18 protein-coding genes, 3 pseudogenes and 3 CRISPR repeat arrays are annotated in these 24,955 nt (G+C 69.7%); of the genes and pseudogenes, 14 read left to right on the forward strand and 7 right to left on the reverse strand.

Going from position 1 to position 24,955, the window contains the following annotated elements:
* The first annotated feature begins 333 nt into the window (after positions 1–333).
* The 12 genes and pseudogenes from ABD223_RS42025 to ABD223_RS42085 all read left to right on the forward strand — a co-directional run bounded on the left by ABD223_RS42025 (position 334) and on the right by ABD223_RS42085 (position 13,199).
* Positions 334–621, forward strand: coding sequence for a hypothetical protein (locus tag ABD223_RS42025; RefSeq protein ID WP_344043699.1), 288 nt, complete (start codon positions 334–336; stop codon positions 619–621).
* 354 nt (positions 622–975) lie between these two features.
* A complete protein-coding gene (cas3, locus tag ABD223_RS42030) occupies positions 976–3,348 on the forward strand; it encodes a CRISPR-associated helicase Cas3' (RefSeq protein WP_344043702.1) in 2,373 nt (790 codons plus the stop codon).
* A gap of 22 nt (positions 3,349–3,370) precedes the next feature.
* Complete coding sequence (locus tag ABD223_RS42035) at positions 3,371–3,694, forward strand: hypothetical protein (protein WP_344043704.1); 324 nt, start codon at positions 3,371–3,373, stop codon at positions 3,692–3,694.
* Positions 3,691–5,289 (forward strand): type I-E CRISPR-associated protein Cse1/CasA, encoded by a 1,599-nt coding sequence (gene casA, locus ABD223_RS42040; RefSeq protein WP_344043706.1) that lies wholly within the window; start codon positions 3,691–3,693, stop codon positions 5,287–5,289. Before ABD223_RS42035 ends, casA begins: the two co-directional genes overlap by 4 nt.
* Before the next feature lie 8 nt (positions 5,290–5,297).
* Entirely contained in the window at positions 5,298–5,894 is a 597-nt protein-coding gene (gene casB / locus ABD223_RS42045) for a type I-E CRISPR-associated protein Cse2/CasB (protein ID WP_344043708.1), read from the forward strand.
* On the forward strand, positions 5,891–6,997 hold the full coding sequence (cas7e, locus tag ABD223_RS42050) for a type I-E CRISPR-associated protein Cas7/Cse4/CasC (RefSeq protein ID WP_344043710.1): 1,107 nt from the start codon (positions 5,891–5,893) through the stop codon (positions 6,995–6,997). Before casB ends, cas7e begins: the two co-directional genes overlap by 4 nt.
* Positions 6,994–7,704, forward strand: a complete 711-nt coding sequence (gene cas5e, locus ABD223_RS42055; protein ID WP_344043712.1) for a type I-E CRISPR-associated protein Cas5/CasD — start codon at positions 6,994–6,996, stop codon at positions 7,702–7,704. Before cas7e ends, cas5e begins: the two co-directional genes overlap by 4 nt.
* A complete protein-coding gene (gene cas6e / locus ABD223_RS42060) occupies positions 7,695–8,363 on the forward strand; it encodes a type I-E CRISPR-associated protein Cas6/Cse3/CasE (protein ID WP_344043714.1) in 669 nt (222 codons plus the stop codon). Before cas5e ends, cas6e begins: the two co-directional genes overlap by 10 nt.
* Before the next feature lie 480 nt (positions 8,364–8,843).
* Positions 8,844–9,242, forward strand: a pseudogene (locus ABD223_RS42065) (SAM-dependent methyltransferase); the annotation flags it as partial.
* Positions 9,243–9,875: 633 nt separating this feature from the next.
* Entirely contained in the window at positions 9,876–12,158 is a 2,283-nt protein-coding gene (locus tag ABD223_RS42075; protein ID WP_425564101.1) for an ATP-binding protein, read from the forward strand.
* A 106-nt stretch (positions 12,159–12,264) separates the two neighbouring features.
* Positions 12,265–13,026, forward strand: coding sequence for a transposase family protein (locus ABD223_RS42080; RefSeq protein WP_344043716.1), 762 nt, complete (start codon positions 12,265–12,267; stop codon positions 13,024–13,026).
* The gene (locus ABD223_RS42085; protein ID WP_344043718.1) at positions 13,023–13,199 is read left to right on the forward strand and encodes a hypothetical protein; all 177 of its coding nucleotides are present in this window, start codon (positions 13,023–13,025) and stop codon (positions 13,197–13,199) included. The genes ABD223_RS42080 and ABD223_RS42085 overlap by 4 nt, the downstream gene beginning before the upstream one ends.
* A gap of 117 nt (positions 13,200–13,316) precedes the next feature.
* Here the strand turns inward: ABD223_RS42085 and ABD223_RS42090 are convergent, their stop codons facing one another.
* The 4 genes from ABD223_RS42090 to ABD223_RS42105 all read right to left on the reverse strand — a co-directional run bounded on the left by ABD223_RS42090 (position 13,317) and on the right by ABD223_RS42105 (position 17,435).
* Entirely contained in the window at positions 13,317–13,730 is a 414-nt protein-coding gene (locus ABD223_RS42090; RefSeq protein ID WP_344043720.1) for an Imm1 family immunity protein, read from the reverse strand.
* Positions 13,718–14,494, reverse strand: a complete 777-nt coding sequence (locus ABD223_RS42095; RefSeq protein ID WP_344043722.1) for a DddA-like double-stranded DNA deaminase toxin — start codon at positions 14,492–14,494, stop codon at positions 13,718–13,720. Before ABD223_RS42095 ends, ABD223_RS42090 begins: the two co-directional genes overlap by 13 nt.
* 39 nt (positions 14,495–14,533) lie before the next feature.
* A CRISPR array of direct repeats spans positions 14,534–15,903; the repeat unit is 28 nt; unit sequence GGACCACCCCCGCTCGCGCGGGGAGCAC.
* Positions 15,904–16,443: 540 nt separating this feature from the next.
* Entirely contained in the window at positions 16,444–16,692 is a 249-nt protein-coding gene (locus ABD223_RS42100) for a hypothetical protein (RefSeq protein WP_344043724.1), read from the reverse strand.
* 8 nt (positions 16,693–16,700) lie between these two features.
* Entirely contained in the window at positions 16,701–17,435 is a 735-nt protein-coding gene (locus ABD223_RS42105; RefSeq protein WP_344043726.1) for an FHA domain-containing protein, read from the reverse strand.
* Positions 17,436–17,529: 94 nt separating this feature from the next.
* Here ABD223_RS42105 and ABD223_RS42110 point away from each other — a divergent pair, with 94 nt between their 5' ends.
* Positions 17,530–18,027: a hypothetical protein gene (locus tag ABD223_RS42110; RefSeq protein ID WP_344043728.1), complete on the forward strand. Its 498-nt coding sequence runs from the start codon at positions 17,530–17,532 to the stop codon at positions 18,025–18,027.
* A gap of 4 nt (positions 18,028–18,031) precedes the next feature.
* Here the strand turns inward: ABD223_RS42110 and ABD223_RS42115 are convergent, their stop codons facing one another.
* Positions 18,032–20,260, reverse strand: coding sequence for a serine/threonine-protein kinase (locus ABD223_RS42115; protein WP_344043730.1), 2,229 nt, complete (start codon positions 20,258–20,260; stop codon positions 18,032–18,034).
* A gap of 137 nt (positions 20,261–20,397) precedes the next feature.
* On the opposite strand from ABD223_RS42115, the pseudogene ABD223_RS42120 reads away from it, so the two are divergent.
* A pseudogene (locus ABD223_RS42120) lies at positions 20,398–21,198 on the forward strand (IS30 family transposase); the annotation flags it as partial.
* 3 nt (positions 21,199–21,201) lie between these two features.
* On the opposite strand, the gene ABD223_RS42125 reads toward ABD223_RS42120, so the two are convergent.
* Together ABD223_RS42125 and ABD223_RS42130 are read right to left on the reverse strand one after the other, a co-directional pair.
* The gene (locus ABD223_RS42125; RefSeq protein WP_417750557.1) at positions 21,202–22,032 is read right to left on the reverse strand and encodes an ISAs1 family transposase; all 831 of its coding nucleotides are present in this window, start codon (positions 22,030–22,032) and stop codon (positions 21,202–21,204) included.
* 95 nt (positions 22,033–22,127) lie between these two features.
* Positions 22,128–23,133: direct repeats of the CRISPR family, unit length 28 nt; unit sequence GGACCACCCCCGCTCGCGCGGGGAGCAC.
* Between the two features lie 204 nt (positions 23,134–23,337).
* A CRISPR array of direct repeats spans positions 23,338–24,318; the repeat unit is 28 nt.
* Positions 24,319–24,498: 180 nt separating this feature from the next.
* Positions 24,499–24,702: pseudogene (locus ABD223_RS42130) on the reverse strand (HD domain-containing protein); the annotation flags it as partial.
* Between the last annotated feature and the right edge of the window lie 253 nt (positions 24,703–24,955).

A 24,955-nucleotide genomic window follows, 5' to 3' on the forward strand; every position in this document is an offset into this window, starting at 1 on the left:
TCGGATGACGTGGACACGCGCACAAGGATCTCCGATCCCGCCCTTGGTCAGGACCCCCACTCACACGAGGTGTCTCACAGCAGTCTGACCAAGAGGGGATCGCGATTCCCCATCGGCGCCTACTGCTGCGGGCTCCAGGTGGGGGTGGCCCAGGCCGTCACGTGCAGCTGGTGCGTGTACTGGGGCTTTCCCTGTGCGAGCAGGGGTGAGGAGGCGATGGAGTCATCGTCTTGAAGGACGGTCGAGGGCTCGAACGAACGGCCCCTCCGATGTCAGCGGAGAGGCCGTCCTTCTTCCTCCCGGGATGCATACCCAACGAAAGGAAGTGAGCGTATGTTACCTGCTCAGGGCATTGCGAGCGGGCTGCTCGAGGAGGGCGGCGATCCTGGCGCGTCTTGTGGACGCGCAGGGCTGATGACGGGGAGAGCGTTCCTCATCTTTCTGGGGGCGGCGCTGTTGACTGTCCCTCTCGTACTGGTGGCGGGGTTCGGGGCATGGTTCTGTGCTGCTCAATTCGTTCAGCCGCCGATGGCTGGGGCGGTCGCTGTCGGCACGATGGTCGCCGCCTTCGTTCCCGCGTGCATGACGGCCGTCAAGTTCCTCGATCGACTGATCGAGTGACCTGACAGGACGGGCTGCCGTCCGCGCCCGGAGGCGGTGGCGGAAGGCGGCAGCCCGTCCTGCGCTGGACGTGTGCGATCTCTTCGAGTCTGAGGGTAAAAGGCTCAAGGAGTGGCCGCGAAGGGGCGCATTTTTGCGGAAAAATCATCAACGTGTGATTATCTGAACTTATGGCCAGTTGAACTGGACCGTAGGTTAGTTCATTGCGACATTCGGGTGAACCTCGGCGCTGGGTGGCTGGCCTTGGCGATCGAATTGGAGTTCTCGCAGGCGATCTGCTTGTATGTCCAGCCTGGAACTCGGGGACGTGCGAGTCGCAATTGTGAAAGGTGAGCCTTTGTGGAGTCGCCTCCTGTGTGGGGTGCTTGGGGCAAGGCGTCCGGGGCTCGACCGCCTCATCCTCTGGTCTGCCATATCGTGGACACGACGGCCGTCGCCGAGCGGTTGATGCCGACGCTGTTGGGGCCGGTGTGCTTGACGGCGTTGCGAGGCGCCTTCTCTGTGCTGGACGACCCCGATGGCTGGATAGCGCTGCTCTGTGGCCTCCACGACCTGGGGAAGTACACGCCTGGGTTCCAGGCGCTCCGTGCCGATCTCGCCACGGAGCGGCTAGATGTGATCGTTGCCGCGGATGTGCGGTATTTGGAGCGGCCGAAAGGCGTGCCCCGGGTGGACACGCCGCACGGGACCGTGACGGCGCTGCATGTGCGGGAAATGCTGACGCGGTGGGGAATGGGGTTTCCCTGCGCGTCGATGATCGCGGCAGCGTTGGGAGGGCACCACGGTTACTTCCCCGCTGCCGACCAGATCGCTCAGGCGAACAACGAGGTCAACGACCACGGAGGACGGCGGTGGGCCGCGTGGCGTGACGGCATGGCGCTCGACGTGGCGGCGGCCCTGGGGCTGGCTGAACCCGGATCCTTGCCGTGGGCGGAGGTGCGGCTGGGTGTCGAGGCGGCGGTGGGGCTGGCGGCGCTGGCGTCGGTGAGCGATTGGATCGCCTCCGACACCTCGAACTACACCTCGCCTCAGGGGGCGTTCGACTTGGTCGGCTACGTGGCACAAGCACGCGCCAATGCCCGCGAAGCACTGGACAAGGCCCGTTTGCAGCCCTGGAAGCCTCCTCCGGAGACGTCGTTCGAGGCGTTGTTCCCCCAGCTCGACACTGTCCGGCCGGTGCAGCGGACGGTCGAGTCGCTGGTGGCCGACCGGACCTCGCCGACGATGCTGGTGGTGGAGGCCCCGACGGGCGAGGGCAAGACGAACCTGGCGTTGCAGGCCGCCGCGACCCTGGTCGGCAACCTGGGGTTGAGCGGGACCTACGTGGGAATGCCGACGAAGGCCACCAGTCACCAGTTCCTCGGTGAGGTCGAACGACTACTGGGGAGACTGGGCGACTCGACTGCGGTGAAGCTGGTCCACTCCGACGCGAAGGCGTTTCTGGAGGAGCGTGCTGTCGAGCCTTCCGACATCGGACGGGATGACGCCAACGACTCCGACGTCGCCGCCCGCGAGTGGTTCACGCACAAGAAGAGCTTGTTGGCCAGTTTCGGCGTGGGCACGCTGGACCAGGCCCTGAAGGCGGTGGTGCGGTCCGGGCACCTGTTCGTGCGGTTGACCGCGTTGTCGAACAAGGTCGTGGTGTTCGACGAGGTCCACGCCTACGACACGCAGATGTCGGCGCTGCTGGATCGGTTGCTGATGTGGCTGGGCTGCCTGGGTGGATCGGTCGTGATGTTGTCGGCCACCCTGCCGTCGAGTCGGCGTCGCGAGCTGGTCGTCGCCTGGCAAGCCGGTGTGCTCGGGTGCCCGCCGTCCAGGGTTCCGGCGGAGGAGGGCGTCGCCGTCTACCCGAGGGTGACCGTCGCGGGGCGCGGTTCGGCGCGGGTGCTGGAGGTCGGTGTGTCGGAGTTGAACTCCCACCGCCGCGTGGTCCTGGACAAGGGCGTCACGGACGACGAGGTGGTCGACTGGTTGATCGACCATGCCGGCAGCGGGCGTGCCGTGGCCGCGGTGCACAACATGAGGTCGCGCGCCAAAGCCACCTACCAGGCGGTGTGCGACGCGGTCGAACAGCTGGCTCCGGCTGCCAGGCCGAAGATCGTCCTGCTGCACGGGGAGATGAGCAACGCCCAGCGCCGTCGGATCGAGACGAGGTTGCGGTGCTGGTTCGGGCGCGAGGGCAAGCGACCCCACGCGATCGTCGTCGGCACGCAGGTGCTGGAACAGAGTCTCGACCTCGACTTCGACGCGATGTTGACCGATCTCGCGCCCGTCGACCTGCTGATCCAACGCGCCGGCCGGGTCCATCGGCATCGCCGTGACGGGCGTGGCGAGTTGGTGCTGGGCATTACCGGTGTCACCGACACGCCCGCAGGACCGAAGTTCCCCAGGTACCTGCACGGGGTGTACTCCACCCATGTGCTGACCCGGACGTGGGTGGTGCTGCGTGACCGGTCGGTGATCGTCTGTCCGGACGACGTCTCCGGCCTGGTCGATGCGGTGTACGGGCCGGCTGACGCCGTTGACTGCCCGGCCGGGTGGGAAACGTCGTGGCGCGCATCGCAGGAGAGCTACCGCAAGGACGTTGACGCGCAAAGGGAGCAGGCACGCCAGTGGTACGTGCCCATGCCGATGGCGATCGAGCAGCTGAACGAGATGACCGACATTCCGAAACACCCCAGGAACCTCAGAGCCGGTGGGAAGCGACGTGACCGGGCAACCTGAACCGCTGGCCACGACGGTCGTCGTGGCCCTGCTCAAGCGTGACCCGTCATCCGGTGCGGTGACCACGGTGTCGGGAACCGAGTCCTTTGACCTGGCAGGGGAGTGGCTGTCGCCCTCGGCGGTGGCCCAGGTGCTGGACGACACCGCGCTGCTGTCGGCGCCCGACGGGGTGTCCGCGGCGGTGGTGCGCGCGCTGCGGGAGGACAGGGTGCCGGCGGCGTTCGCCGCACAACCGTGGTTGAGCCACCACCGGGCACTGGTGTTCGACAACGGATGCTGCCGGGTGGGGGACAGCATGCTGCACTATGACAAGGAGTTCGGTGTGTACACCGATGAAGACCTGTGACCGGCTCCAGATTCGACCTGCTCACCGAGCGGTGGGTGCCCGTGCTCGACGACAGCGGGCACGCACGTGAACTCGGGTTGGAGCAGGTCTTGCTCCGGGCTCACGAACTGCGGCGGATCACCGGCGAGACACCGCCGATGACCGCGGCACTGCACCGCCTGGTGCTCGCCCTGCTGCACCGCGCGTACGGACCTCCGACTGAGGAGGACTGGGGCGCGTTGTGGAAGGCGACGGCGTTGCCCGAAGCCCCGCTGCGCGAGTACTTGGCCGACAAGACCTCACGGTTCGACCTGTTCGACCCGGAGCGCCCGTTCTTCCAGTGCCCCGACCTGGCGAGACTGGCGCCGAGCACCCCGTTCAAGCTCGTGCCGCACCGCGCGGTGGGCAACAAGGTCACCCTGTTCGACCACACCACGGCCTCCGACCGGGCGACCATGACACCCGCGGAGGCAGCCCGGTGGTTGGTGACCACCCAGGCCTTCGACCCGGGCGGGATGAAGACGCCTTTCACCAAGGACAAGTCGTCGCAGAAGGCCCCGTGCAACACGATGGGGGTGGTGCTGGTCGAAGGCGCAACGCTGAAGGAAACCCTGCTGCTCAACACCTTGCGTTACCGGCCGGAACTCGAACGCCCGGAGGGGACGTGGCCGGATGACCACCCGGTGTGGGAACAGGCGCACCCTCCCTCGGGCGAGCCGAGGACGTCGCGCACCGCACGGGGATGGACGGATCTGCTGACCTGGCCGTCGCGCCGCGTCCTGCTCTTCCACGACCAGGCCGACGGCCGGCACGTGGTCAACGGCGTCGTGCTCACCCCCGGTGACCGGTATGACGGTTCGCAGGCCGACGAGGAGAAGATGGCGGCGTTCCGCAAGCCGGTCGGCACCAACGGCAAACCGATGCGGGACAAACCGTTGCTGCCGGTGCGCCTGCACCCGGTCCGCGGCGTGTGGCGGCACAGCGTCGAGCTGCTGCTGTCCGACCGGCGCGAGGAGAACAGGTCCCGGCTGAGGCCCAGGACGCTGCACGCGATCCCCGACCACGTCGCCCAGGGACACATCCCGGCGAAGGCGGTGTACACGCTGCGGGTGTTCGGCCAGCAGTTGGACGACAACAACTCGGTGGTCGAAGCGTACTTGGAGGACCAGGTGCCCGCTCCGGTCACCCTGTTACGCGCCGATGACGAGGTGTTGGGCGCTTTGATCGGCACGGCGATCACCCTGGCTGACAACGCCGGCGCGGCGCTTCGCCACATGGAACGCGACTACCGCAAGGACAAGCGCGCCGCACCGTCGAGCACCCTCGACCTGGACTACTGGCCGAAGCTGACCGCACGGTTCACCACCCTGATCACCGATCTGGGCGAGGTGTGGCCTGCAGGCGCGGCCTCGACAGAGGCGGTCACCACGTGGTCGAGCCACGTGCGACGCACCGCGCAGCGCGCGGCCGAACGCTGGGCAGGCGGTGCTCAGGCAGAGGCGGCCGACATCGTGCTGATGGCCAAGTACCTCGACCGGTTCCTCAACCGCCTCATCACGCTGGTCCGCACCTTCGACCACGAGGTGCGCAACTACATCCCCCGGGAGGAGGAATGAGCGAGCCGATGTCCGTTCGAGATCGCCGGCAGGCGTTCGTCGACAGCCTCTACGCCCGCGAACGCGGCACCCGATCGAAAAACCCCAGGTACGCAGGGGAATGCCGACAGGCCTTGGCCAGGATGCGCCGCATGTTCTCCGGAGCGCGGCAGCAGGCCGACGCGTTCGAGTACGTCTTTCCCCACGACCCCCCGCGGTCGGAGCAGGAGGTGTGGTTGTTGGTGGCAGGGTTGTTCGCGCTCAACCCGCAGCCACCGCGCAGCAGGAAGGGCCGCCGGACCCTCGGTGCGTCCATGGGCGAGCTGAAGGCCAGGACCGGCGCCACCGCCGATCGACGCTTCACCCAGCTGCTGGCCCGCGACCGGGACGCCCTGCCCCACCACCTGCGACAAACCATCCGCCTGCTGGCCTCGCACGACATCCCCGTCGACCACCACCAACTGCTCGACGACCTGATCGTCCTGCTCGGTGACGACTACCGCGGTGACCACGCGCACCAGATCCGCCTGTACTGGGCTCGGGAGTACCACGTCCCGCTCAAGAACGGTCGCGCGGACAGCCAGGCCACCGACAACGACGAATCCGAATCCGGAGACCAGAAGTGATCCTCGAACTGCACCTGCTCCAGTCCTTCCCGGTCAGCAACCTCAACCGCGACGACGTCGGCCAGCCCAAGACCGCGACCTTCGGCGGACATACCCGGGCCAGGATCTCCAGCCAGTCACTCAAGCGCGCCGCGCGCCTGCTGTTCAACGACCACGGTCTGGACACCGACGAAACGGGCGTGAGGACCAAGCGCCTGGTCGACAGCACCACCGATCTGCTGGTCACCCGGGGCCGGGAGGAGTCCCAGGCCAGGGAGATCGTGATCGCCGCACTCGGCCACCTCGGGTTCGGTGTCGACGCCGGCAAAGGGTTGACGCAGTACCTGCTCTTCGTCGGGCGCTCCTCGATCGAGCACCTCGCCGAGTACTGCACCGCCAACTGGGAGGCGATGGCCAAGATCGAGAAGAAGGGCGCGAAGGCCAAGCCGGACAAGACCACCTCCGCCGAGGCCAAGCGCATCCTCGACGGCAGCCGCGCGGTCGACGTGGCGCTGTTCGGACGGATGATCGCCGACAACAAGGACTTTAACGTCGACGCCGCCTCGCAGGTCGCCCACGCCCTGTCCACCCATGCGGTGGTCAACGAGTTCGACTTCTACACCGCGGTCGACGACCTCAAGCCGACCGAGGACTCCGGCGCCGACATGATCGGCACCGTCGACTTCAACTCCGCCTGCTACTACCGCTACGCCAACGTCGACCTGGCCCAACTGGCCCGCAACCTCGGCGACGACACGCAGTTGGCGACCCGCGGCGTGACCGCCTGGCTGCACGCGTTCGTCAACGCCGTGCCCGGCGGCAAGCAGAACTCCACCGCCGCACGCACCATGCCCGACACCCTGCTCGGCGTGGTACGGGACACCGGCGCCTGGAACCTGGCCAACGCCTTCCTCAAGCCGGTCACCGACATCGACCTCATGGCCGCCTCCACCGACCGCCTCACCGAGCACTTCACGCGGCTGCGCGACTTCTACGGCAGCACCGGACTGCGCGCGGTGGTGGGCGCCTCGGTCACCGGAGCGCTCAAGCACCTGCCGGAGGGGGAGATCGTGACCGGTGTCGACGAGTTCACCGACCGACTGCTGACCGCGGCGACCGCATGACCACCTCCCTGGCACTGTGCTTCGACGCACCACTGCAATCGTGGGGCACCCGCTCGCGCGGCATCATCCGCGATACCACCCTCGAACCCACCAAATCCGGTGTAGTGGGGCTGCTCGCCGCGGCACTGGGCAAACACCGCGAAGACGACCAGGCGACCGAGCGGCTCGCGGCCCTGCGCATGGCGGTTCGGGTCGACCGCGAAGGCATCCTCGAACGCGACTACCACACCACCGGGAACGTGCCCACCACGGAAGGCAGGGGACACCGCACCGTCGTCAGCGAACGCTACTACCTCGCCGACGCGCTGTTCCTCGTCGTCCTCGAAGGCGACCCGGTTCTGCTGGAAGAACTGAACGACCGGGTCGACCGCCCACACTGGCCGCTGTTCTTCGGACGCCGGGCCTTCGTCCCGGCCCGCCCGCTGCTCACCAACCGGGCACTGAGCACAGAACCCGCCGATACGGTCATCGCCACCCACCCCTGGCTGGAAACCGACCCCGACACCCGCAAGGCCGAACGCCTCAACACCGACCGCGCACCGCTGCGCACCGTCACCGACTGCGGCCCCGCCACACCACGCGCTGAACCCCGGCACGACCACCCGGTCAGCATCGCCCGCCGAACCTTCCGCACCCGCCACATACTGGTCGCCAGCACCGACCTCACCGACGAGATGATCCGCACAGGAGAGACCTCGTGTTCCTGACCAAACTGACGATCAACGTCAGGTCCCGCGAGTTCCGCCGCGACTTCGCCAACATCCACGACCTGCACCGCACCGTCATGTCCCTCTACCCCGCCATCGACGGCGACGTCCCCGCCCGCCAGGCCCATGGCGTGCTCTGGCGACTCGACCCCACCCATACCGGCTACACCGTCTACGTCCAGAGCCGGCCCGAACCGACCTGGTCCAAGCTTCCCCGCGGCTACACCACCACGGCCACCGAGGTCCGCCCCCTCCAACCGGTCCTCGACGCCATCACCCCGGGACGCAGACTGTCGTTCCGGCTGCTCGCCAACGCCACCCAGGACACCCGCCCGGTCAACCTCAAGGGCAAAACCCGTCGCGTGGCACACCACAAATCCGAAGACCAGATCGGCTGGCTCATCGGCAAGGGCGAGCAGCACGGCTTCATCATTCCCACCGCGCGTGACGGCCAACCCGACGTCGCCCCTTCACCGGTTCCTAGGATGACAGGCCGCAAGGACGAAGCGACCATCACCGTCGACCCCGTCCGCTTCGACGGCCACCTCGTCGTCACCGACCGCACCGCGTTCACCCATGCCCTGATCACAGGCATCGGTCGAGCCAAGGCATACGGCTGCGGATTGCTCAGCCTCGCGCCGTCACGCAACGCACAGTAGCGACCGCCGGACCACCTGCCGCGCCGGGAAGCCCGGTGCCGTGTGGCGTTTGTTCGTGGGAGTGGTGTCCAGAACGAACCATTGGCTGGGTGTCGCCTTGTCCGGATTGCGAGGAGTACTGAAGCCAAAGACAGGCGGACTCAAGAGCATGCCGCTACACCTATTGAACCGAAAGTGCGTGGTTGCCTTCCGTTGAGCAGTAAAACTGCTGGTCAGCGACTTGAAGTGCAGGCAAGCGAACACTTTCGAAGCAATATGCGGCTGGCCGAAACAGGGCCGGGGATGCAGATGGCGAGGATGGTGCTGGCGAAGTAGGCGATGACCACGCTGACCCGGGCGGTGGCGATGCCTACGCCCTCACTACCGCTGCGCAGCGGTGTCCTGCCCTGATGGCAGGGTCTGCGGAGTGGAATAGGTTGCGGGTGGACGTAGGCAATCGCCCTCCGCTCACACGGAGAGCAGGGCATGGGCGTCATGCCCGGGCAGGTCGACGTCTTCCGCAACGCGGCCGCCCACCTGCGGCCGGGCGGGCTGTTCGTCGTCGAGGTGGGCCTGCCGGACCTGCGTCGCCTGCCGCCCGGGCAGGACACCGTCCCGTTCGCGGTGGCGCCCGGCGCCGGTGCCGGTGGCTACGTCGGCTTCGACCAGTACGACGTCGTCACGCAGGAGTTCACGTCGAACCACGTCACCGTGTCGGCGGACGGAATGGGACGGTTCCGCCGGATCCCCTTCCGGTACGCCTGGCCGGCCGAGATGGACCTCATGGCGCGCATCGCCGGGATGAGCCTGAAGTACCGCTGGGCGGACTGGGACCGCTCGGAGTTCACGGCCGGGAGCACCAAGCACGTGTCGATCTGGGAAACAGGCCCGGGCACCTGATCGGGTGAGGCCGTACGTGCCGTCGCTTGGTCGTGCGAGTGGATTCGTGCGGCCGATCGGGCGATGCTCGTGTCGGGTCGCGGTGGACGGCGGTCGGTCGTGCGGCAAACCGGATCGGTCGAGAGATCCGGCGGGTTGCTGCGGGGGCCGGCATGGTGGGTTCGGGTCAGGCCGTGCACCGCACGATCGTGGTGGTGGACGTGGAGGGGTTCGGTGACCGGCACCGGACGCTGCCCCACCAGGTGGGCACCCGGGCGGCGCTGTACCGGGTGCTCGCCGAGGCGTTGGACGTGGCCGGGGTGCCGTGGGAGGACTGCTACCACGAGGACCGCGGCGACGGCGTGTTCCTGTTGGTACCCCCGCACCACGCCAAGGCAACGCTGGTGGAGGCGTTGCGGGACCACAACGGCACAGCCCCGCGGCCCAGCGCGTCCGGCTGCGGATGGCGGTGCACGCCGGTGAGGTGGTCTTCGACCGCCACGGCTTCGCCTCGACCGCGCTGGGCGGGGCGGGCGGCATCGGCAAGACCTGGCTCGCGCTGTACCGGGTCTACCGGCACATCGACCGGTCCCCCGACGGGCGGTTGTCGTCGACCTGCGGGGCTACAGCCCCGACGGCCATCCCCTCGATTCGGTGGTCGCGGTGCGTGGCTTCCTCAACGCGCTCGGCGTGGACCCCGGCCGGGTGTTCCTGTGGCGCCGTTTCGGATCGATGCTTCCGCGCGGCGCCTGCGGCCCCGATGATGGGTGGGTGCGCGAGGGTGACGACACGCGGAACCTGTTTTCCGGCGATACCGGTGCGCTGGTCCAAGCCGGTCACGTCCACGGCGGCGTGCACTTCCACCGCTTCGCCGAGCCGGTCCTGCCCGTTCCCCGACAACTGCCGTTCGACGTCCCCGGTTTCACCGGTCGCGTCGACGAACTGCGGCAACTCGACGAGCCCTTCGCGGCGGGCGCGGCTGTGGCGATCACCGTGGTCTCGGGCTCTCCGGGGGTGGGCAAGTCGGCCATGGCCGTGCACTGGGCGCACCGCGAGAGCGATCGGTTCCCCGATGGCCAGCTGTACGTGGACCTGCGCGGGTTCGACGCGGCTCCTCCGATGCCCGCATACCAGGCGCTCGACGCGTTCGTCCGGGCACTGGGGGGCGCGTCCGATCGGGTTCACGGGCAGGTGGACGAGCTGGCCGCGTCGTACCGGTCGCTGCTGGCGAGTCGCCGGGTCCTGGTGGTGCTGGACAACGCGGTCGACGACGAGCAGGTGCGCCCCCTGCTGCCCGGCTCCTCCACATGTGCGGTCGTCGTCACGAGCCGCAACACCCTCGCCGGGCTGGTCGCGGTGACGGGCGCGCGGCGGATCGCGCTCGCGGCGCTGCCCCCGGCGGACGCGGTGGCGCTGCTGGGGACTGCCGTGGGGGTGGACCGGTTGAACGCGGAGCCGGCAGCCGCCGGTGAACTGGCGCGCCTGTGCGCGCGCCTGCCGCTGGCGCTGAGGATCGCGGCCGAGCGGGTCACGAGGAGTCCGTACCGGACCATCGCCGACCTGGTCGACCAGTTCGATGCCGAACGGCACCGGCTGGACCTGCTGACCACCGCCACCGACGGGGGCGTGGCCGTGCGCGTGGCGTTCTCCTGGTCCTACCGGCAACTGCCCGCCGCCGCGGCGGGTATGTTCCGCAGGCTTGGTCTGCACCCCGGTCCGGAGTTCGGGGTCCCGGCCGCCGCCGCGTTGGCCGGCGTGCCGGAGCGTGAGGCCCGAAGACTGCTGGACGTGCTGGTGGATGCCGGTCTGCTCAACGAGGTCGATCGGGAGCGCTACGGGTTCCACGACCTGCTGTGGCTGTACGCGGTGGAGAACGCCGAGTTGGAGGAGGCGACCGAGCGGACGGCCGCAGTGCGTCGTTTGCTGGAGTGGTACCTGCTCATGGCCGACGCCGCCGACCACCTGCTGACCTGCCGGTCGTACTGCGTGACGCTCGGCCACACCACCGCCGCCCCGCCACCCGTCCTCTTCCCCGACCGGCACCGGGCAGCGCGCTGGTGTGACCGTGAACGCGTCAACCTGATGGCCGCGATCCGGCAGGCGTCCGACTGCGGTGAGCATGCGGTCGCCTGGCGGTTGCCGGTCGCGCTGTGGGGGTTCTTCTTCCTCAACAAGCCTTGGAGGGAGTGGACCAGCGCCTTGACCACCGGCCTGGCCTCGGCCCGGGAGAGCGGGGACCGCCGCGGCGAGGCGTGGACGCTGCACTGCCTCCGGGAAGCCGAGTTCAGCATGCACCCGACCGGGAGGGCGATCGAGTACGTGCAGCAGGCGCTCGACATCTTCCGCGACATCGGCGACCAGTGGGGTGTCCGGGAGGCGCTGAGCAACGTGGGATACGCCCACTACCTGCAACACCGTCCCGACGAGGCCCTGGTGCACCTGCGCGCGGCATTGGAACTGTGGCGGGGGACCGACGACCGGTGGGGCCAGGCGTGGACGCTGCACAGCCTCGGCGAGACCTACCTGGGCCTGGGGCGGTGGGACGATGCGGCACGGGTCCTGGGTGAGGCGCTCGACCTGTTCGGCCTCATCGGGCACAGGCAGGCGGAAGGCTTCGCCCTGGGCAACCTCGGACGCGTCCTGCTCGGCACAAACCGGCACGAACAGGCCATCGACCAATTCCAGCGGGCCCTGGCCGTCCACGACGAGGTCGGGGACCGCTGGAACGCGGCCCGCACCCTGAAAGGCATCGGCACCGCCCTGCATGACACGGGATCGATCGAGGCAGCCGCCGACTGCTGGCGGCAGGCCCTGACGATCTCCGAAGACCTCGACGACTCGGCAACCGCAGACGAGATCCGCGGGACTGTTTCGAAATTGGTGTGTTCGGCCCGACACGCCGGGCCTGGGGTCCGGCGGGATGGGCACTGTGAGTGAGCCCTTTCCAACCTGGTGGCGTGGGCTGCGATCGTGGTGGAGACGTGGCGAAGCTCCTGGTAGATGACTTCTCGACCAAGAGCAAGGCCATCGCCAGGAGCTTCGAGTGCTTGTCTACCCATCCGCGATCGACCTGTCCAGTTCGCATCTGCAGTTCCTCGCCCACCAGCTGGCCGCGCACCGCCGTCGGATCGGCAGCAGGTGGCGAAGGCTCGACCCCGGGCGCCAAGCCCTGCTGGTGCTGGCCCACTTACGTTGCGGCGACACCTACACCCGTCTCGCCGCCGGGTTCGGCATCGGCGTGGCCACCGTCTGCCGCTACATCCACGAAGCCGTCCGGGTCCTTGCCGACTTCGCCCCGGATCTCGCCGATGCGACGCGGGTCGCCTCGCGCAAGGCTTACGTCATCCTCGACGGCACCCTGCTGCGGATCGACCGCATCGCCGCCGACCGGCCGTACTACTCCGGAAAACACAAGCGCCACGGCATGAACGTCCAAGTCCTCGCCGACCCCGCAGGGCGACTGCTGTGGGCGTCACCCGCGCTGCCCGGCTCAGCTCACGACCTCACCGCGGCCCGCGCCCACGGCATCGTCGACGCCCTGACCGCAGCGGGCATCCAGTGCTGGGCGGACAAGGCATATCGAGGCGCGGGCGGTCCCCTCCGCATTCCGTACCGCGGCAAGTGGCACAACCTCTCACCCGGTCAGCAGGCGGTCAACCGCTCCCACGCCCGCATCCGCGCCCTCGGTGAACGAGCCGTGTCGACCCTCAAGACGTGGCGGCTACTGCGCAGGCTCCGCTGCTCCACCACCCGCATTACCGACCTGACCCGAGCCGTCCTCGCACTCCACCTCAACGCCACGTGAGGTTGGAAAGGGCTCAGTACGGCAAGGACATCGCCCTGGAACCGGAGGACCTCGCCCAGGAGCACGAGCGCACCGCGGCGGCACTGAGCGCCCTGCAGCACGTCGCCCTCAGCCCCAGGCGCATCGGCGCTATCGCCAAAACTGCCCTCGTCCTCAACAAAACCTGGCACTGACTTTCGCTGAGGAAATCTTAGAGAGACTTACCTCGGCTTGTCGCCAGTTTTGAAGTCGATTCTGGCTGCGATCGTCCTGCTGATCTTCGTCAAACAGTCGCTGGCGCCAGGCGGATATCATGCAACAGGGTGCAGATGCGGGTCGTCGTTGGGCACGGTTCCGTTGTGGTCGAGGTAGGTGGTGAGCACGGCGCGTACGGTGTTCAGCGGCACGATGTGGCGGGTCGGGATGTCCTCGCCGTGGCCGACGTAGTCGTAGAGCATGGTGCCTGTGGCGTCGGGCTCCCCGTGGGTCCACCGGTCGGGTTCCCCGGGTTCGCGTACCCAGCCGGAGTCCTTGCCGATGCCGACGTAGAGGAACGGTGTGCCGAAGGGGTCCTCGGCCACGACGACCTCGGCCAGTGGCGGCACCGGCCCGACGTCGGCGAGTGCCCGCAACCGGTCCAGGAGTACGTCCACGTCCTGGTGCGTGTCGATGGTGAACGGGTGTTCGCCGGTGATCCGGTCGTAGGTGACGTTCAGCGTTGCCACGGTGGTCGCTGTCCTCCTGTGATCGTCTTGTGGTAGCCGTCGGGACCGTGGATGGTCAGCGAGAAGCCGTCGGGAAGGATCAAGCCGACCAGTGTTTCGCAGCCGAATGTACCGGGGCAGGGTGGGTTGTTGACCACGACGGAGGCGTGCCGGGTACCGGTGTCGCGCATGTGGGCGGCGAGCTTGGTCTCCGCGTGCCAGGTGGCGAAGGGCAGGCCGCGTCTGGGCAGTGGCAGTGCCCGGAGATGGACGGCGGCGCTGTCGGCCTCGGGGCCGTTGCCGCTGACAATCGGCCGCACGGTGCCGTCCGGTCCCACCCAGCGGCCGTGGGTTTTCTGTCCGGTGCTGGACACGACGGTTGGCGGTAGATCGTCGCGCAGCTGCTTTACCTCCTCCGGAGACAACGTCGCCGGGACCCCTGGCGCCGGAGGTGAGGCTGCTGGCGGCAGGGGTGGGGGTGGCAGTGGCGGCGGCTTGGCCGTGGGTTGTGGTGGCGGGGTGCCGAGGAGACCGGCACGCAGTGTCTCGGTGCTGCGTACGGCTTCGGTCAGGAGCTCGATCAGATCCTTGATGCCGTCGGTTACCTCGGTGAAGGTGGCCACAATGGCGTCTTTGTTCCCCGTGGTGCTGCCCTGCAGGGCGTCGCCGAGGAGGGCGTGGGCGTCTTCGGCGAGGTCAAGCGCGACGTCCAGGGCCTCGGTCGCTTTTTCGGCTTTGGCCAGGGCGCTATCGGCGGCCTCGATCACCTTGCTCAGCGACGTCACGCCGTGGTTCCTTGGGCATCGGGATTGGCAATCACGTCAGGACCACCCCCGCTCGCGCGGGGAGCACGCCCGCGGCTACATCCCGGACCTGCCCGACGACGGACCACCCCCGCTCGCGCGGGGAGCACTCGTTCCGCGACGCCGCGTTGATCGCCACGTCCGGACCACCCCCACTCGCGCGGGGAGCACTGCCGACCGGGTCGCCTGGGCGCGGCACGGAGCGGACCACCCCCGCTCGCGCGGGGAGCACACGTCGTACGCCGTGGCCGCGGTGATCCGCCCCGGACCACCCCCGCTCGCGCGGGGAGCACTCCTCGGCGTACCGCACGAGCGCCGGGAAGTCCGGACCACCCCCGCTCGCGCGGGGAGCACGGAGGGGTTCGACAGCGTTTCGAGCGTCGCCCCGGACCACCCCCGCTCGCGCGGGGAGCACGCCGGGAGCAGGACCCAAGGGGATTCGGACTGGGGACCACCCCCGCTCGCGCGGGGAGCACTACTCGGAGACCGTCGAGAATCTGGCCGTTACCGGACCACCCCCGCTCGCGCGGGGAGCACCGGCGGGCTGGTCAGCCAACGGAGGGCTCCTTCGGACCACCCCCGCTCGCGCGGGGAGCACCGCTGCCGGTCCAGGTCCGCGTCCCGGAACGCCGGACCACCCCCGCTCGCGCGGGGAGCACCAACAGGTGCGCGGCACCAAGCGCATCGAAGCCGGACCACCCCCGCTCGCGCGGGGAGCACCACCTCGGTACCGCAATGGTCGGCCCGTACGTGGGACCACCCCCGCTCGCGCGGGGAGCACCGGCGCAGTTCCTCGACCACCTCGACGTGCGCGGGACCACCCCCGCTCGCGCGGGGAGCACCTGGGCAGCTTCGACCGCGAGTTCGCCCCGGAGGGACCACCCCCGCTCGCGCGGGGAGCACGGTGGTAGGTCCTGGCTCATCCGCCCGAACCCCGGACCACCCCCGCTCGCGCGGGGAGCACGCACCCAACGCCGTGTAGGCCGTCGACAACCGGGGACCACCCCCGCTCGCGCGGGGAGCACCCGCATGGTGTCGAGGTAGTCGGTGACCAAAGAGGACCACCCCCGCTCGCGCGGGGAGCACCTCGTCGTGTCGAGCACGCCCACGGTGACCGACGGACCACCCCCGCTCGCGCGGGGAGCACCTGGCCGGCGGTCTGGAAACCGCCGGTCACGCGGGACCACCCCCGCTCGCGCGGGGAGCACAACAGCTCGGCGGGCGTGAAGTCGGTCTTCGCCGGACCACCCCCGCTCGCGCGGGGAGCACGCGATGAGCGCCGCGAGGAACACCGACTCGGACGGACCACCCCCGCTCGCGCGGGGAGCACTCTCCACGACGCGCTCGATCCCCTCCGCCCGCAGGACCACCCCCGCTCGCGCGGGGAGCACACTTCTTGACCAGGTACTTTACAGGCCGATCTGTGCGTTTTCATTCGGTTTGTCCCGGTCTCGTATATCGGTGACCGTCTGTGTCTTCGACCGGTGGGATGTCGACCGTACACGCGGCAACCGAGGAGGACAGGCCTTCGTCGGTGCCTGTACAAGGACGGGTATGTCTGCGGTCGGGCACGTCCTTCCGCGAGGCGATCGGGGCGGGCGGGGGCCTTGCACGATCGGATCGTCCTCGCTCATGCAAGGGCGCGTGTCCCGGATTCGGCGCGAAGCATTGCGGACGTGCTGTAGGCGCGGGATGAGGCCGACAGGTGCCGCTAGGGTTGACGGCCTGCGCGCCCGCCTCGTAGCAGGGCAGGTCGCGCAGAGCGATCTCCGGCTCGGTCGGCTCCGCCTCGGTCACCGCAGGGGGCGGTGGTAGCGGCTTGGTCCCACCCCAGCGGCCGGTGGAGTCCGGTGGGCAGGGGTGACCGAGCGGTGATCGGTGTGTCGGGACGTGGGCCGTTCGCTCGTCGTTATGCGTCCTGGCGTCCTGGATCACCGCAGGGGCTCCACACGTCCTCCCGCCTGCGCCGCCTCGTGCGGAAGCGGTGGCTGTCGGTCCTGGAGGCTGTGCAGCAGCAGTGTCGCGAGGGTCGCGGTCCCGCCGAACGCCACGCCCGCGGTCAGCAGGGCGGTCGGCGGGTTCTGGCCGCCGAGCCAACCCAGGACACCGGCGATCGCGGCGACGATCAAGGCGAGGACGAGGATCAGGGCCAGCCAGAGCGCTCGGTGCGAGTGGGGCATCGGGTCTCCTAGTCCAGCAGGTCCAGGTCGGCGCGTTCGAGGGTCTCGGTGGTTACGATCAGCTCGGTGAGCAGGTTGTGGTTCAGGGTGTTGCCCACCGGCTCGCCCACCTCCTCGCGGGTCAGTCCGACGACACCGCCGGCCGAGAGGTTCTGGCGGACCCGGATCACGGTCTCCTCCACTTTGCGGGCGTTCCACCCCTCGTCGGGGCGCAGTTCGGTGAGCAGCGCCGCGACGTGCGCCCGGGACAGGGGCTGCGGGTGTCGGTCCTGCTGGAGGTACCTCTGGCCCAGTGCGACGAGCACGAGTCGTTGGTCGTCGGTGAGGGGCCATCGCCTGCCCGCGTGGGTGCTGAGGCCGGGAACCGGTGGGGGCAGCGTGCCGTCGTGGCCGGAGATGAAGACCTCCAGGATGTGCTTGCGGTTGCCCGTGCCCCAGATGAGCAGGGTGGTGTAGCCGTGGCTGAGTGGCACGGGGTCGTCGGCGGCGTGCATGCGGAGACCGTCGGTCGCCTGGATGGGTGAACGACCGGTGTTGGTCAGCCACCACCACCCGCCACGTCGTTCGAGCAGGCCGTGCTGCCTGCTGACGCGGAGGTCGTCATCGCCGAGCCGGATGTCGACCGACGGCGGTTCGCCTCGGCCGAACCGCAGCCGCTGTCCTTCGTCGGGCGGGCGCAGCACCGATCCGGCGAGAGCGCGCGCGACCAGGACGCCCGGCTTGTTCGATCGTAGGATGCCCACTGCCGATCCTCCTTTCGGGTGTGGTGTTCGACCGCGTCAAGGGTGTCATCGCGTTCTCCGGACCGGTCACGTCCCAGGTCGTTAGCTTGCTGGCATGACCTTCGTCCGCCTTGTCGTCCTCACCCTGCTCCTCGTCTGCGCGGGTTGCGGCACCGCACCCAGTTCGACCGGGAACACCGTGGCCGCGCCACCCGACACCACGACCGCCACGACCACCACGACCACCACGACCACCACGACCACCACGACGACGATCACCACCACGGCACTTCCCGACCGCCCGCCGCGCACCCTCGTCTTCAACGCCACCGGCGGTGGGGAGATCAACTTGGTCAGGTACGCGCTCGACAGCGAAGTGGTTGAGGAAGGGCCTGCGCAGCTGCCGTGGCGCCGATCGGTGATCGTGCCCAGCGACGGCCTGCCGCACTCGTGGAGCCTGGAGATCTCCTACACCGGCGCGGCCAACACGCAAATGGACGTGTTCGCGCTGTATGACGGTGTCGAGGTGGGGCGCACGTTCGGCCGTGCCACCGGCACCCCGGGCACCCGTTCCTCGGGTGGCACGGGCATCAACGGCGCCGTCACCGGATGAGCGGTCAGATCGGACCGGCGTCGTGGGTCCACCAGTCGACCATGGCCGGCGGTGCGGCGCCCCGGCGGGCGCTCACCATGATGAGGCGCTGGTCGTCGGTCCACTGCATCGAGCGCTCCCCGGTGTTCTCGTCCTGGACGCACCGCAGCCTGCCCTGCGCTCCGCCCCTGCTGTACCCGCTCTCGGCGGTGAACTCGGCGACGTCGACGAGGCAGGATTCGAGCCTGCTCCCGGTCGCGGTTGCGACGTGGTGGTCCGGCCGCGGCAGGAAAGCGGACTTGAGGTCTTCGGCGCCGGCGAAGCGGTAGTAGGCGACCAGTTCGGCGCCGCCGGTCGGGCCGCACACGACCGCGGTCGCCGGGACGGCTCCGACGTCGCGCCACTTCTGGTCCGGGTCGGCGCGGGTACACGCGACCCTCGATATCTTCGGGATGTGACCGGTCAGCTCCCGTTCGGCGTCGGTGGGGAACGCCGGGGTGGACCGGGCGTTGACTTGCTCGACGATCCTGCTCAGCGGTGCGACCCGCCACTGCCCCCACCACCCGGCGACGGCTTCGGGCAGGTCGCCGGTCGCGCGTCCCATCACCGCCAGCGGCTCCGTGCTCCACTCCACCGCGTGCCTGCCGTTCCCGGTCGAGTGGCACACCGCCTGCCCGAGGTCGATGCCGCGCCACGAATGCCGCCCGGTGGCCGGGAACCCCGACGCGCCGACGCACGGCGTGCTCTTGGGCGCCGACACCGCCTCGGCCCGTCCGGCGATGTCCTCGCGCAGCGCGTCGACCGTGGCGTAGCGGTAGTAGGAGACCTCCCTGGCCCCGATCCCGGCCGGCTGGCACCTGACCCCGGCGACCGCCCTGGTCACGAGGTCGAGCCGGTCCCGCACGCACTCCGTGCCGGCCGCCACCTCCAGCAGGGCGCGCTCGTCGTCGGTGGGGAACGCCGGCGGCGCAGACCCGGTCCACGACGCCCACGAACGGGTCAGGCCAGCCAGGTCGGCGCCCTGCGCGCGGTTGACGGTCCGCGCGTCGTCGTCGGTCCAGACGACCACCGCGGTCTGCCCGTCCAGGTGGCACAGGACGCTCCCGCGCGCGGGGCCGGTGGCCGGATACCGATGCGCACCCGCTGTGCCCGCGTAGCAGTCCCCCTCGGGTAGTGAGGTCCCCGCCCGGGTGAGGGCCGCGGTGAACGCCGTGCCGACTGCGGCGGCATCGGCGAACAGCGACGAGATGACGGCGCGGCAGGACACGGTGCCGACCGAGCCGGGTTGCGGGGTGTCGGCCGAGCAGTCCTCGCGCAGCGCCACCGGGACGTGGGTGAGGTCGACCGAGGGTCCCCTGTCCAGCAGCACGGAACCGGCGACCAGCGTCGACACGAGTGCCAGAGCGCCCAGCACCACCGTGGTCCTCCGCCGCCTCGAGCGGATGGTTGCCGCCGCGGTCAGCGCGTCGACGAAGTCGGCACAGCTGTCGTAGCGGTCCTCCGGTCGCCTGGCCATCGCCTTGAGCAGGGCCCGGCTGACCGGGGCGTCGACGAACGGACGCAGCACCTGCCGCTGGACGGTGCGCAGGCCACGTTCGTCACTGCCGCCGCTCGGGGGCGGATAGCCCATGAGGCAGTGGTGGACCACGCAACCCAGGGCGTAGACGTCGGCGCGCCGGTCGACCTCGCCGCCTTCGACCTGTTCGGGAGCTGAGTAGGACAACGTGCCGACGAACCCGTTGGAGGCGGTGACTGTGGCGAGCGCGGTGTGCCTGGCGATGCCGAAGTCGCTCAGGTACGCGTGGCCGTCCTCGACGAGGATGTTGCCCGGCTTGACGTCGCGGTGCACCACCCCGTCGACGTGCGCGGCGTCGAGGGCGTCGGCCACCTGGCGAACGAGCCCGATCGTGCTGTCCAGGCCCAGCCTGCCCTCGGCGCCGATGAGCCGCAGCAGGTTCGGCCCGTCGACGTAGCGCATCGCCAGGTACCCCAGTTCGCCGTCCACCGACTCACCCGCGGCGTGGACGGGCACGATGTGGGGATGGCTCATGCGCAGGGCGATCTCCGACTCACGAGCGAACCGCTCGTGCCGGTCGTGCTGCTCGCGCAGGCCCGGCCCGACGACTTTCAGCGCGACCCGTTCCCCGGACCCGGTGTCCAGGGCGAGGAACACCTCACTCGCCGAAGTGCCCGCAAGCTTGCGGACCAACTGGTACTGGGGCAGGCGATCGGTGATGTCGGGCCGAACGACCAAGCCTTCTTCCGTTTCCTCCATCGCGCCGACCACTGTACCTGTCGGCACATGCCCGGTTACCCAGTGTCATGTGCTGCAGGCGGGCAATCCTCAGATTCAACCGGTCGGAGCAACAGTGCTGGTTGAGGTGGGTGTGCGTGGCGAAGTTGGGCCGGCCGGGGATGTCGGACGAGATGAAGGCTGATCTGTGGCGGAGGTGGAAGGACGGGGAGTCGATCGGCGTCATCTTGCGTGGGATCGGCAAGCCTCCGGGTTCGGTGTTCACCGTGCTTAAGCACCACGGTGGAATCGCTCCCGAGCCCCGCAAGGCGCGTGGCGGGAGCCTGGCCCTGGCGGAGCGGGAGGAGATCTCGAGAGGGCTGTACACCGGTGAGTCCTTCCGGGCGATCGCCGAACGCCTGAGTCGTGCCGTGTCCACGGTCAGCCGGGAAGTGGCTCGCAACGGCGGGAGTGCCCTGTATCGGGCGACCACGGCGCAGGAGCGGGCGTCGGAGCGGGCCAGGCGCCCGAAGCCGTGTCTGCTCGCTCGTCGTCCCGGGTTGCGGGAGAAGGTGGTGGCGTTGTCGGGTGAGGAGTGGTCGCCCGAGCAGATCGTCGGTCACCTGCGCCTGCACCACGACGGCGACCCGGAGATGAGGGTCAGCCACGAGACGATCTACCGGTCGGCCTACACCACCCGCTGGAAGGTGGTCCCGCGTGTGTTGTCGACGCGGCTGCGCACGGGTCGCCCGATCCGCAAGCACAAGCGGCACACGGTGAAGGGGCAGTGGCGCTCGCAGATCATCGATGCCCGGCCGATCAGCCTGCGCCCGCCGGGGGCGGAGCACCGCACCGAACTCGGGCACCTGGAGGGCAACCTGGCCCTGGGGTCGGCCAACAGTCAGGTTGCGACTCTTGTCGACCGGAAGTCACGGTTCCTCACGATCGTCAAGCTGGCAGGGTCATTGCGTTGTGGGATAGCTGCTGGTTACTGCGGTGATGAGGTCGTGTGATCGGCGGTTGGCGTGTCGGAGGGCTCGGGCGATGTTGGTGTCGCCGTTGGTGCGGTGCCGGCCGATCGCGCTGTTGCGCAGGGTGGCGATGACGGCGGGGCCGGTGCCGGTGCGGGCTTGGTGGGAGTCTTCACGGAGCGTCACGTCGCGGACGTGGTGGATCTGGTTCTCGATGAGCCATTCGCGGCGGATCCAGGTCTGCAGGTCGGCCGGTAGGGCGTGGCCGGCGGGCAGGGACACGGTGAAGTAGGCGGTTTCGCGGGTGGTCTTCGCGTTGGTGGTGCGGCTGCGGGTGATCCGGACGGCCTGCTCGGCGTGGGGGAACGCGATGCCGCCGGGGGTGTGCGGGGTGACGGCTGTGACGGTGCGGGTCTCGCGGCGTCCGTGCCCACGGCCGCGGGTGCGGTCACCGACCGGGATGTCCGGCCAGGGCAGGGATTTCAGCTGGGCGAACAGTGTCGGCTGGTTGCCCTTCACCGCGGTCATCAGGTGAGCTCCGCGGGCGGCGACCTGCCGGGCGTGGTCGGCTTGGGTGTGCAGGGCGTCGGCGACGAACACCACACCCTCCAAGGTGCCCACGACCGTGTGGACGGCGTCGAGAAGCGGTGCGAACGCGGGGATCTCGTTGGTTTTCGCGTCCACGGTGACTTGGGCCAGGACGATGCCGGTGTCGGTGTCGAGCGCGGAGAGCAGGTGGACCCGGCGGCCGTCGTCTAGGCGGGCGCCGCGCAGGGTCTTACCGTATCCACACGGGACCACCCCTGCTCGCGCGGGGAGCACGCACGGGCCGCGTCCCGCTCGGAGCGCGCCGCCGGACCACCCCCGCTCGCGCTGGGGAGCACATCCGGTCGTCCGCCCCGCCCACCCGGGTGACCGGACCACCCCCGCTCGCGCGGGGAGCACGAGTGGCGCAAGCGGAAGGACCTCTCGGTCCCCGGACCACCCCCGCTCGCGCGGGGAGCACAGCTGCGCCGCGTCGCTGTTGGGCAGCTCCTTCGGACCACCCCCGCTCGCGCGGGGAGCACGCGATGTCGCCGCCGGCGATGTCGTCGCTGGCGGGACCACCCCCGCTCGCGCGGGGAGCACGCCAGGTGGGGTGCCAGCCCGGCGGCGATCGCCGGACCACCCCCGCTCGCGCGGGGAGCACTGATCGAGGACGCGTTGAACTTCGAGACCCGCAGGACCACCCCCGCTCGCGCGGGGAGCACGAAACCGCGCGGTTCATCCGCGAAACCGAGGGTGGACCACCCCCGCTCGCGCGGGGAGCACCCGCGCGTCGGACGCCGCCGCGACGACCTCGCCGGACCACCCCCGCTCGCGCGGGGAGCACGCGGCGTCGGTGCCCTTCGGCGCGCCCGACCCGGGACCACCCCCGCTCGCGCGGGGAGCACCCTGCCGGACTAGGCACCGCCCTCAAGCCCGCCGGACCACCCCCGCTCGCGCGGGGAGCACGCAGATGACCGACAGCTGCCGCGCCGACGCGTCGGACCACCCCCGCTCGCGCGGGGAGCACGCCTGCGGCGGGGTCGCGCCGGATGCGCTGTTCCGGACCACCCCCGCTCGCGCGGGGAGCACCGGACCGAGGTCGGCCAGCTGACGTTGGACGAGGGACCACCCCCGCTCGCGCGGGGAGCACCTGGCTTGCAAAGGTTGGCGACTTTCTGGCCACGGACCACCCCCGCTCGCGCGGGGAGCACTACGCGGCAGCGGTCGGCCTCTCCCGCGACCAGGGACCACCCCCGCTCGCGCGGGGAGCACCAGCCACTCCTGGTGCTCGGAGACCATGGCGAGGGACCACCCCCGCTCGCGCGGGGAGCACGCGATCGCGTTCCCGATGGGGCCCGGCCAGCGGGGACCACCCCCGCTCGCGCGGGGAGCACTCTTCTTGACCAGGCACTTTACAGGCCGATCTGTGCGTTTTCATTCGGTTCGTTCCAGTCTCGTATATCGGTGACCGCCTGATGTGTTCGACAGGCGAGACATCAATGGCGTGCGGCATGACCGAGAGCGGCCGGTCGTTCGTCGGCATCCGCGAAGGAGGGACACGATCGGATTCCGCGACGACGGTCGTCGGACCCGTTTCGACGGACCACCCCGCTCGCGCGGGGAGCACGACGTGGCGCGCTGGTTCACGCGCTCCCTCAGGGGATCACCCCCGCTCGCGCGGGGAGCACACGATCATATTGGTCGACACCCAGAACCTCGCCGGATCACCCCCGCTCGCGCGGGGAGCACCCGGTCCATCTCGGCGAGCACCACGTCGAGCCGGGATCACCCCCGCTCGCGCGGGGAGCACCCAGACGTCGGGAACCTTCGCCTCGTACGTGAGGGATCACCCCCGCTCGCGCGGGGAGCACTAGTCGGCGGCGGCCGTGACGATCGCGTCCGGCGGATCACCCCCGCTCGCGCGGGGAGCACATGCGACGGTGCTTCTCCATGTGGCCCGACACCGGATCACCCCCGCTCGCGCGGGGAGCACTACGCGGTGCGCTGGAGGATGTCGCAGTCGGGCGGATCACCCCCGCTCGCGCGGGGAGCACTGGGAGGTGATCTCCCAGGTAGCCGGTGCGGAGGGATCACCCCCGCTCGCGCGGGGAGCACACGTTGAGCCGCGCGCCGCCGTCGGTGCCGCCCAGGTCGCTCCATGCCGACGCCGCGGGCGTGGAGGGATCACCCCCGCTCGCGCGGGGAGCACGCCATCCGGGCGTGCGAGGCGCTCGCGGGCCGGGGATCACCCCCGCTCGCGCGGGGAGCACCGCCTCGGTGGCGTCCTCCTCGGTCAGGTAGGGCCGCGGATCACCCCCGCTCGCGCGGGGAGCACAAGGAGCCGGTCGACGAGCCGGTCGAGGGCCGGGGATCACCCCCGCTCGCGCGGGGAGCACGCCGGGCGCGAGCCCGGTGGGGAATCCCCTCCCGGATCACCCCCGCTCGCGCGGGGAGCACTTCGTCCCAGACTGCTTTCGCCATCATGGCGTTGGATCACCCCCGCTCGCGCGGGGAGCACCACGTCCCACCCCGAGCCGTGCGTCCACGTGCTGGGATCACCCCCGCTCGCGCGGGGAGCACACTTCTTGACCAGGGACTTTACAGGCTATGGCACGCGTTTTTATTCGGTTCGTTCCGGTCTCGTATATCGGTGGTCGTTCGGTGTCCTCGGGAGGTCGGATACCGAGGGGGCGGATGGGCCTGCTGAAGTCGGATGGTTGCTGTCGTGCCGAGACGTGGTCGTGTGTCTCGGGAGGCCTGTCAGCGGTCTCGCCAGGTGAGTGGTGAGAGATTCGCCGCGGCTTCGGCGACTCGGCGTGCCGTCTCGGTCTTGAGGCTCTTGCGGGCGGAGTCGATCGAACCGTCGACGCGTTGGACGCCGGTGTCGCGGTACTCGACGGCTCGGAGCAGCATCTCCGGCTTGTCGGCGTCGCTCGCGCAGCGGGCCTCGGCGGACTCCTTGGCCTCGTACTCGGCCGAGGAGGCCTTTTGCGCTGTTCAACGACCTGAACCGTTACTGATCGTGGCTTGGCGGCCGCCAGTGCCCGGTCACCTTCCCGTATTTGGCTCCAAGCCGCAGTTATGCGGTGTACGGTTGTTTAAACACGAGGAGTGACGACCTGCTCTCTGTGCGGAGCCCGTCCTGCGGTGGCTCCATGCACGGGAGGGGGCGTGCTCGTGTTCAGGGCAGGGGACCGGCGCTCTTCGGGGCGCCGAC

This window comes from Saccharothrix xinjiangensis, from assembly GCF_039527585.1.
In the GTDB taxonomy this organism is placed as follows: domain Bacteria; phylum Actinomycetota; class Actinomycetes; order Mycobacteriales; family Pseudonocardiaceae; genus Actinosynnema; species Actinosynnema xinjiangensis.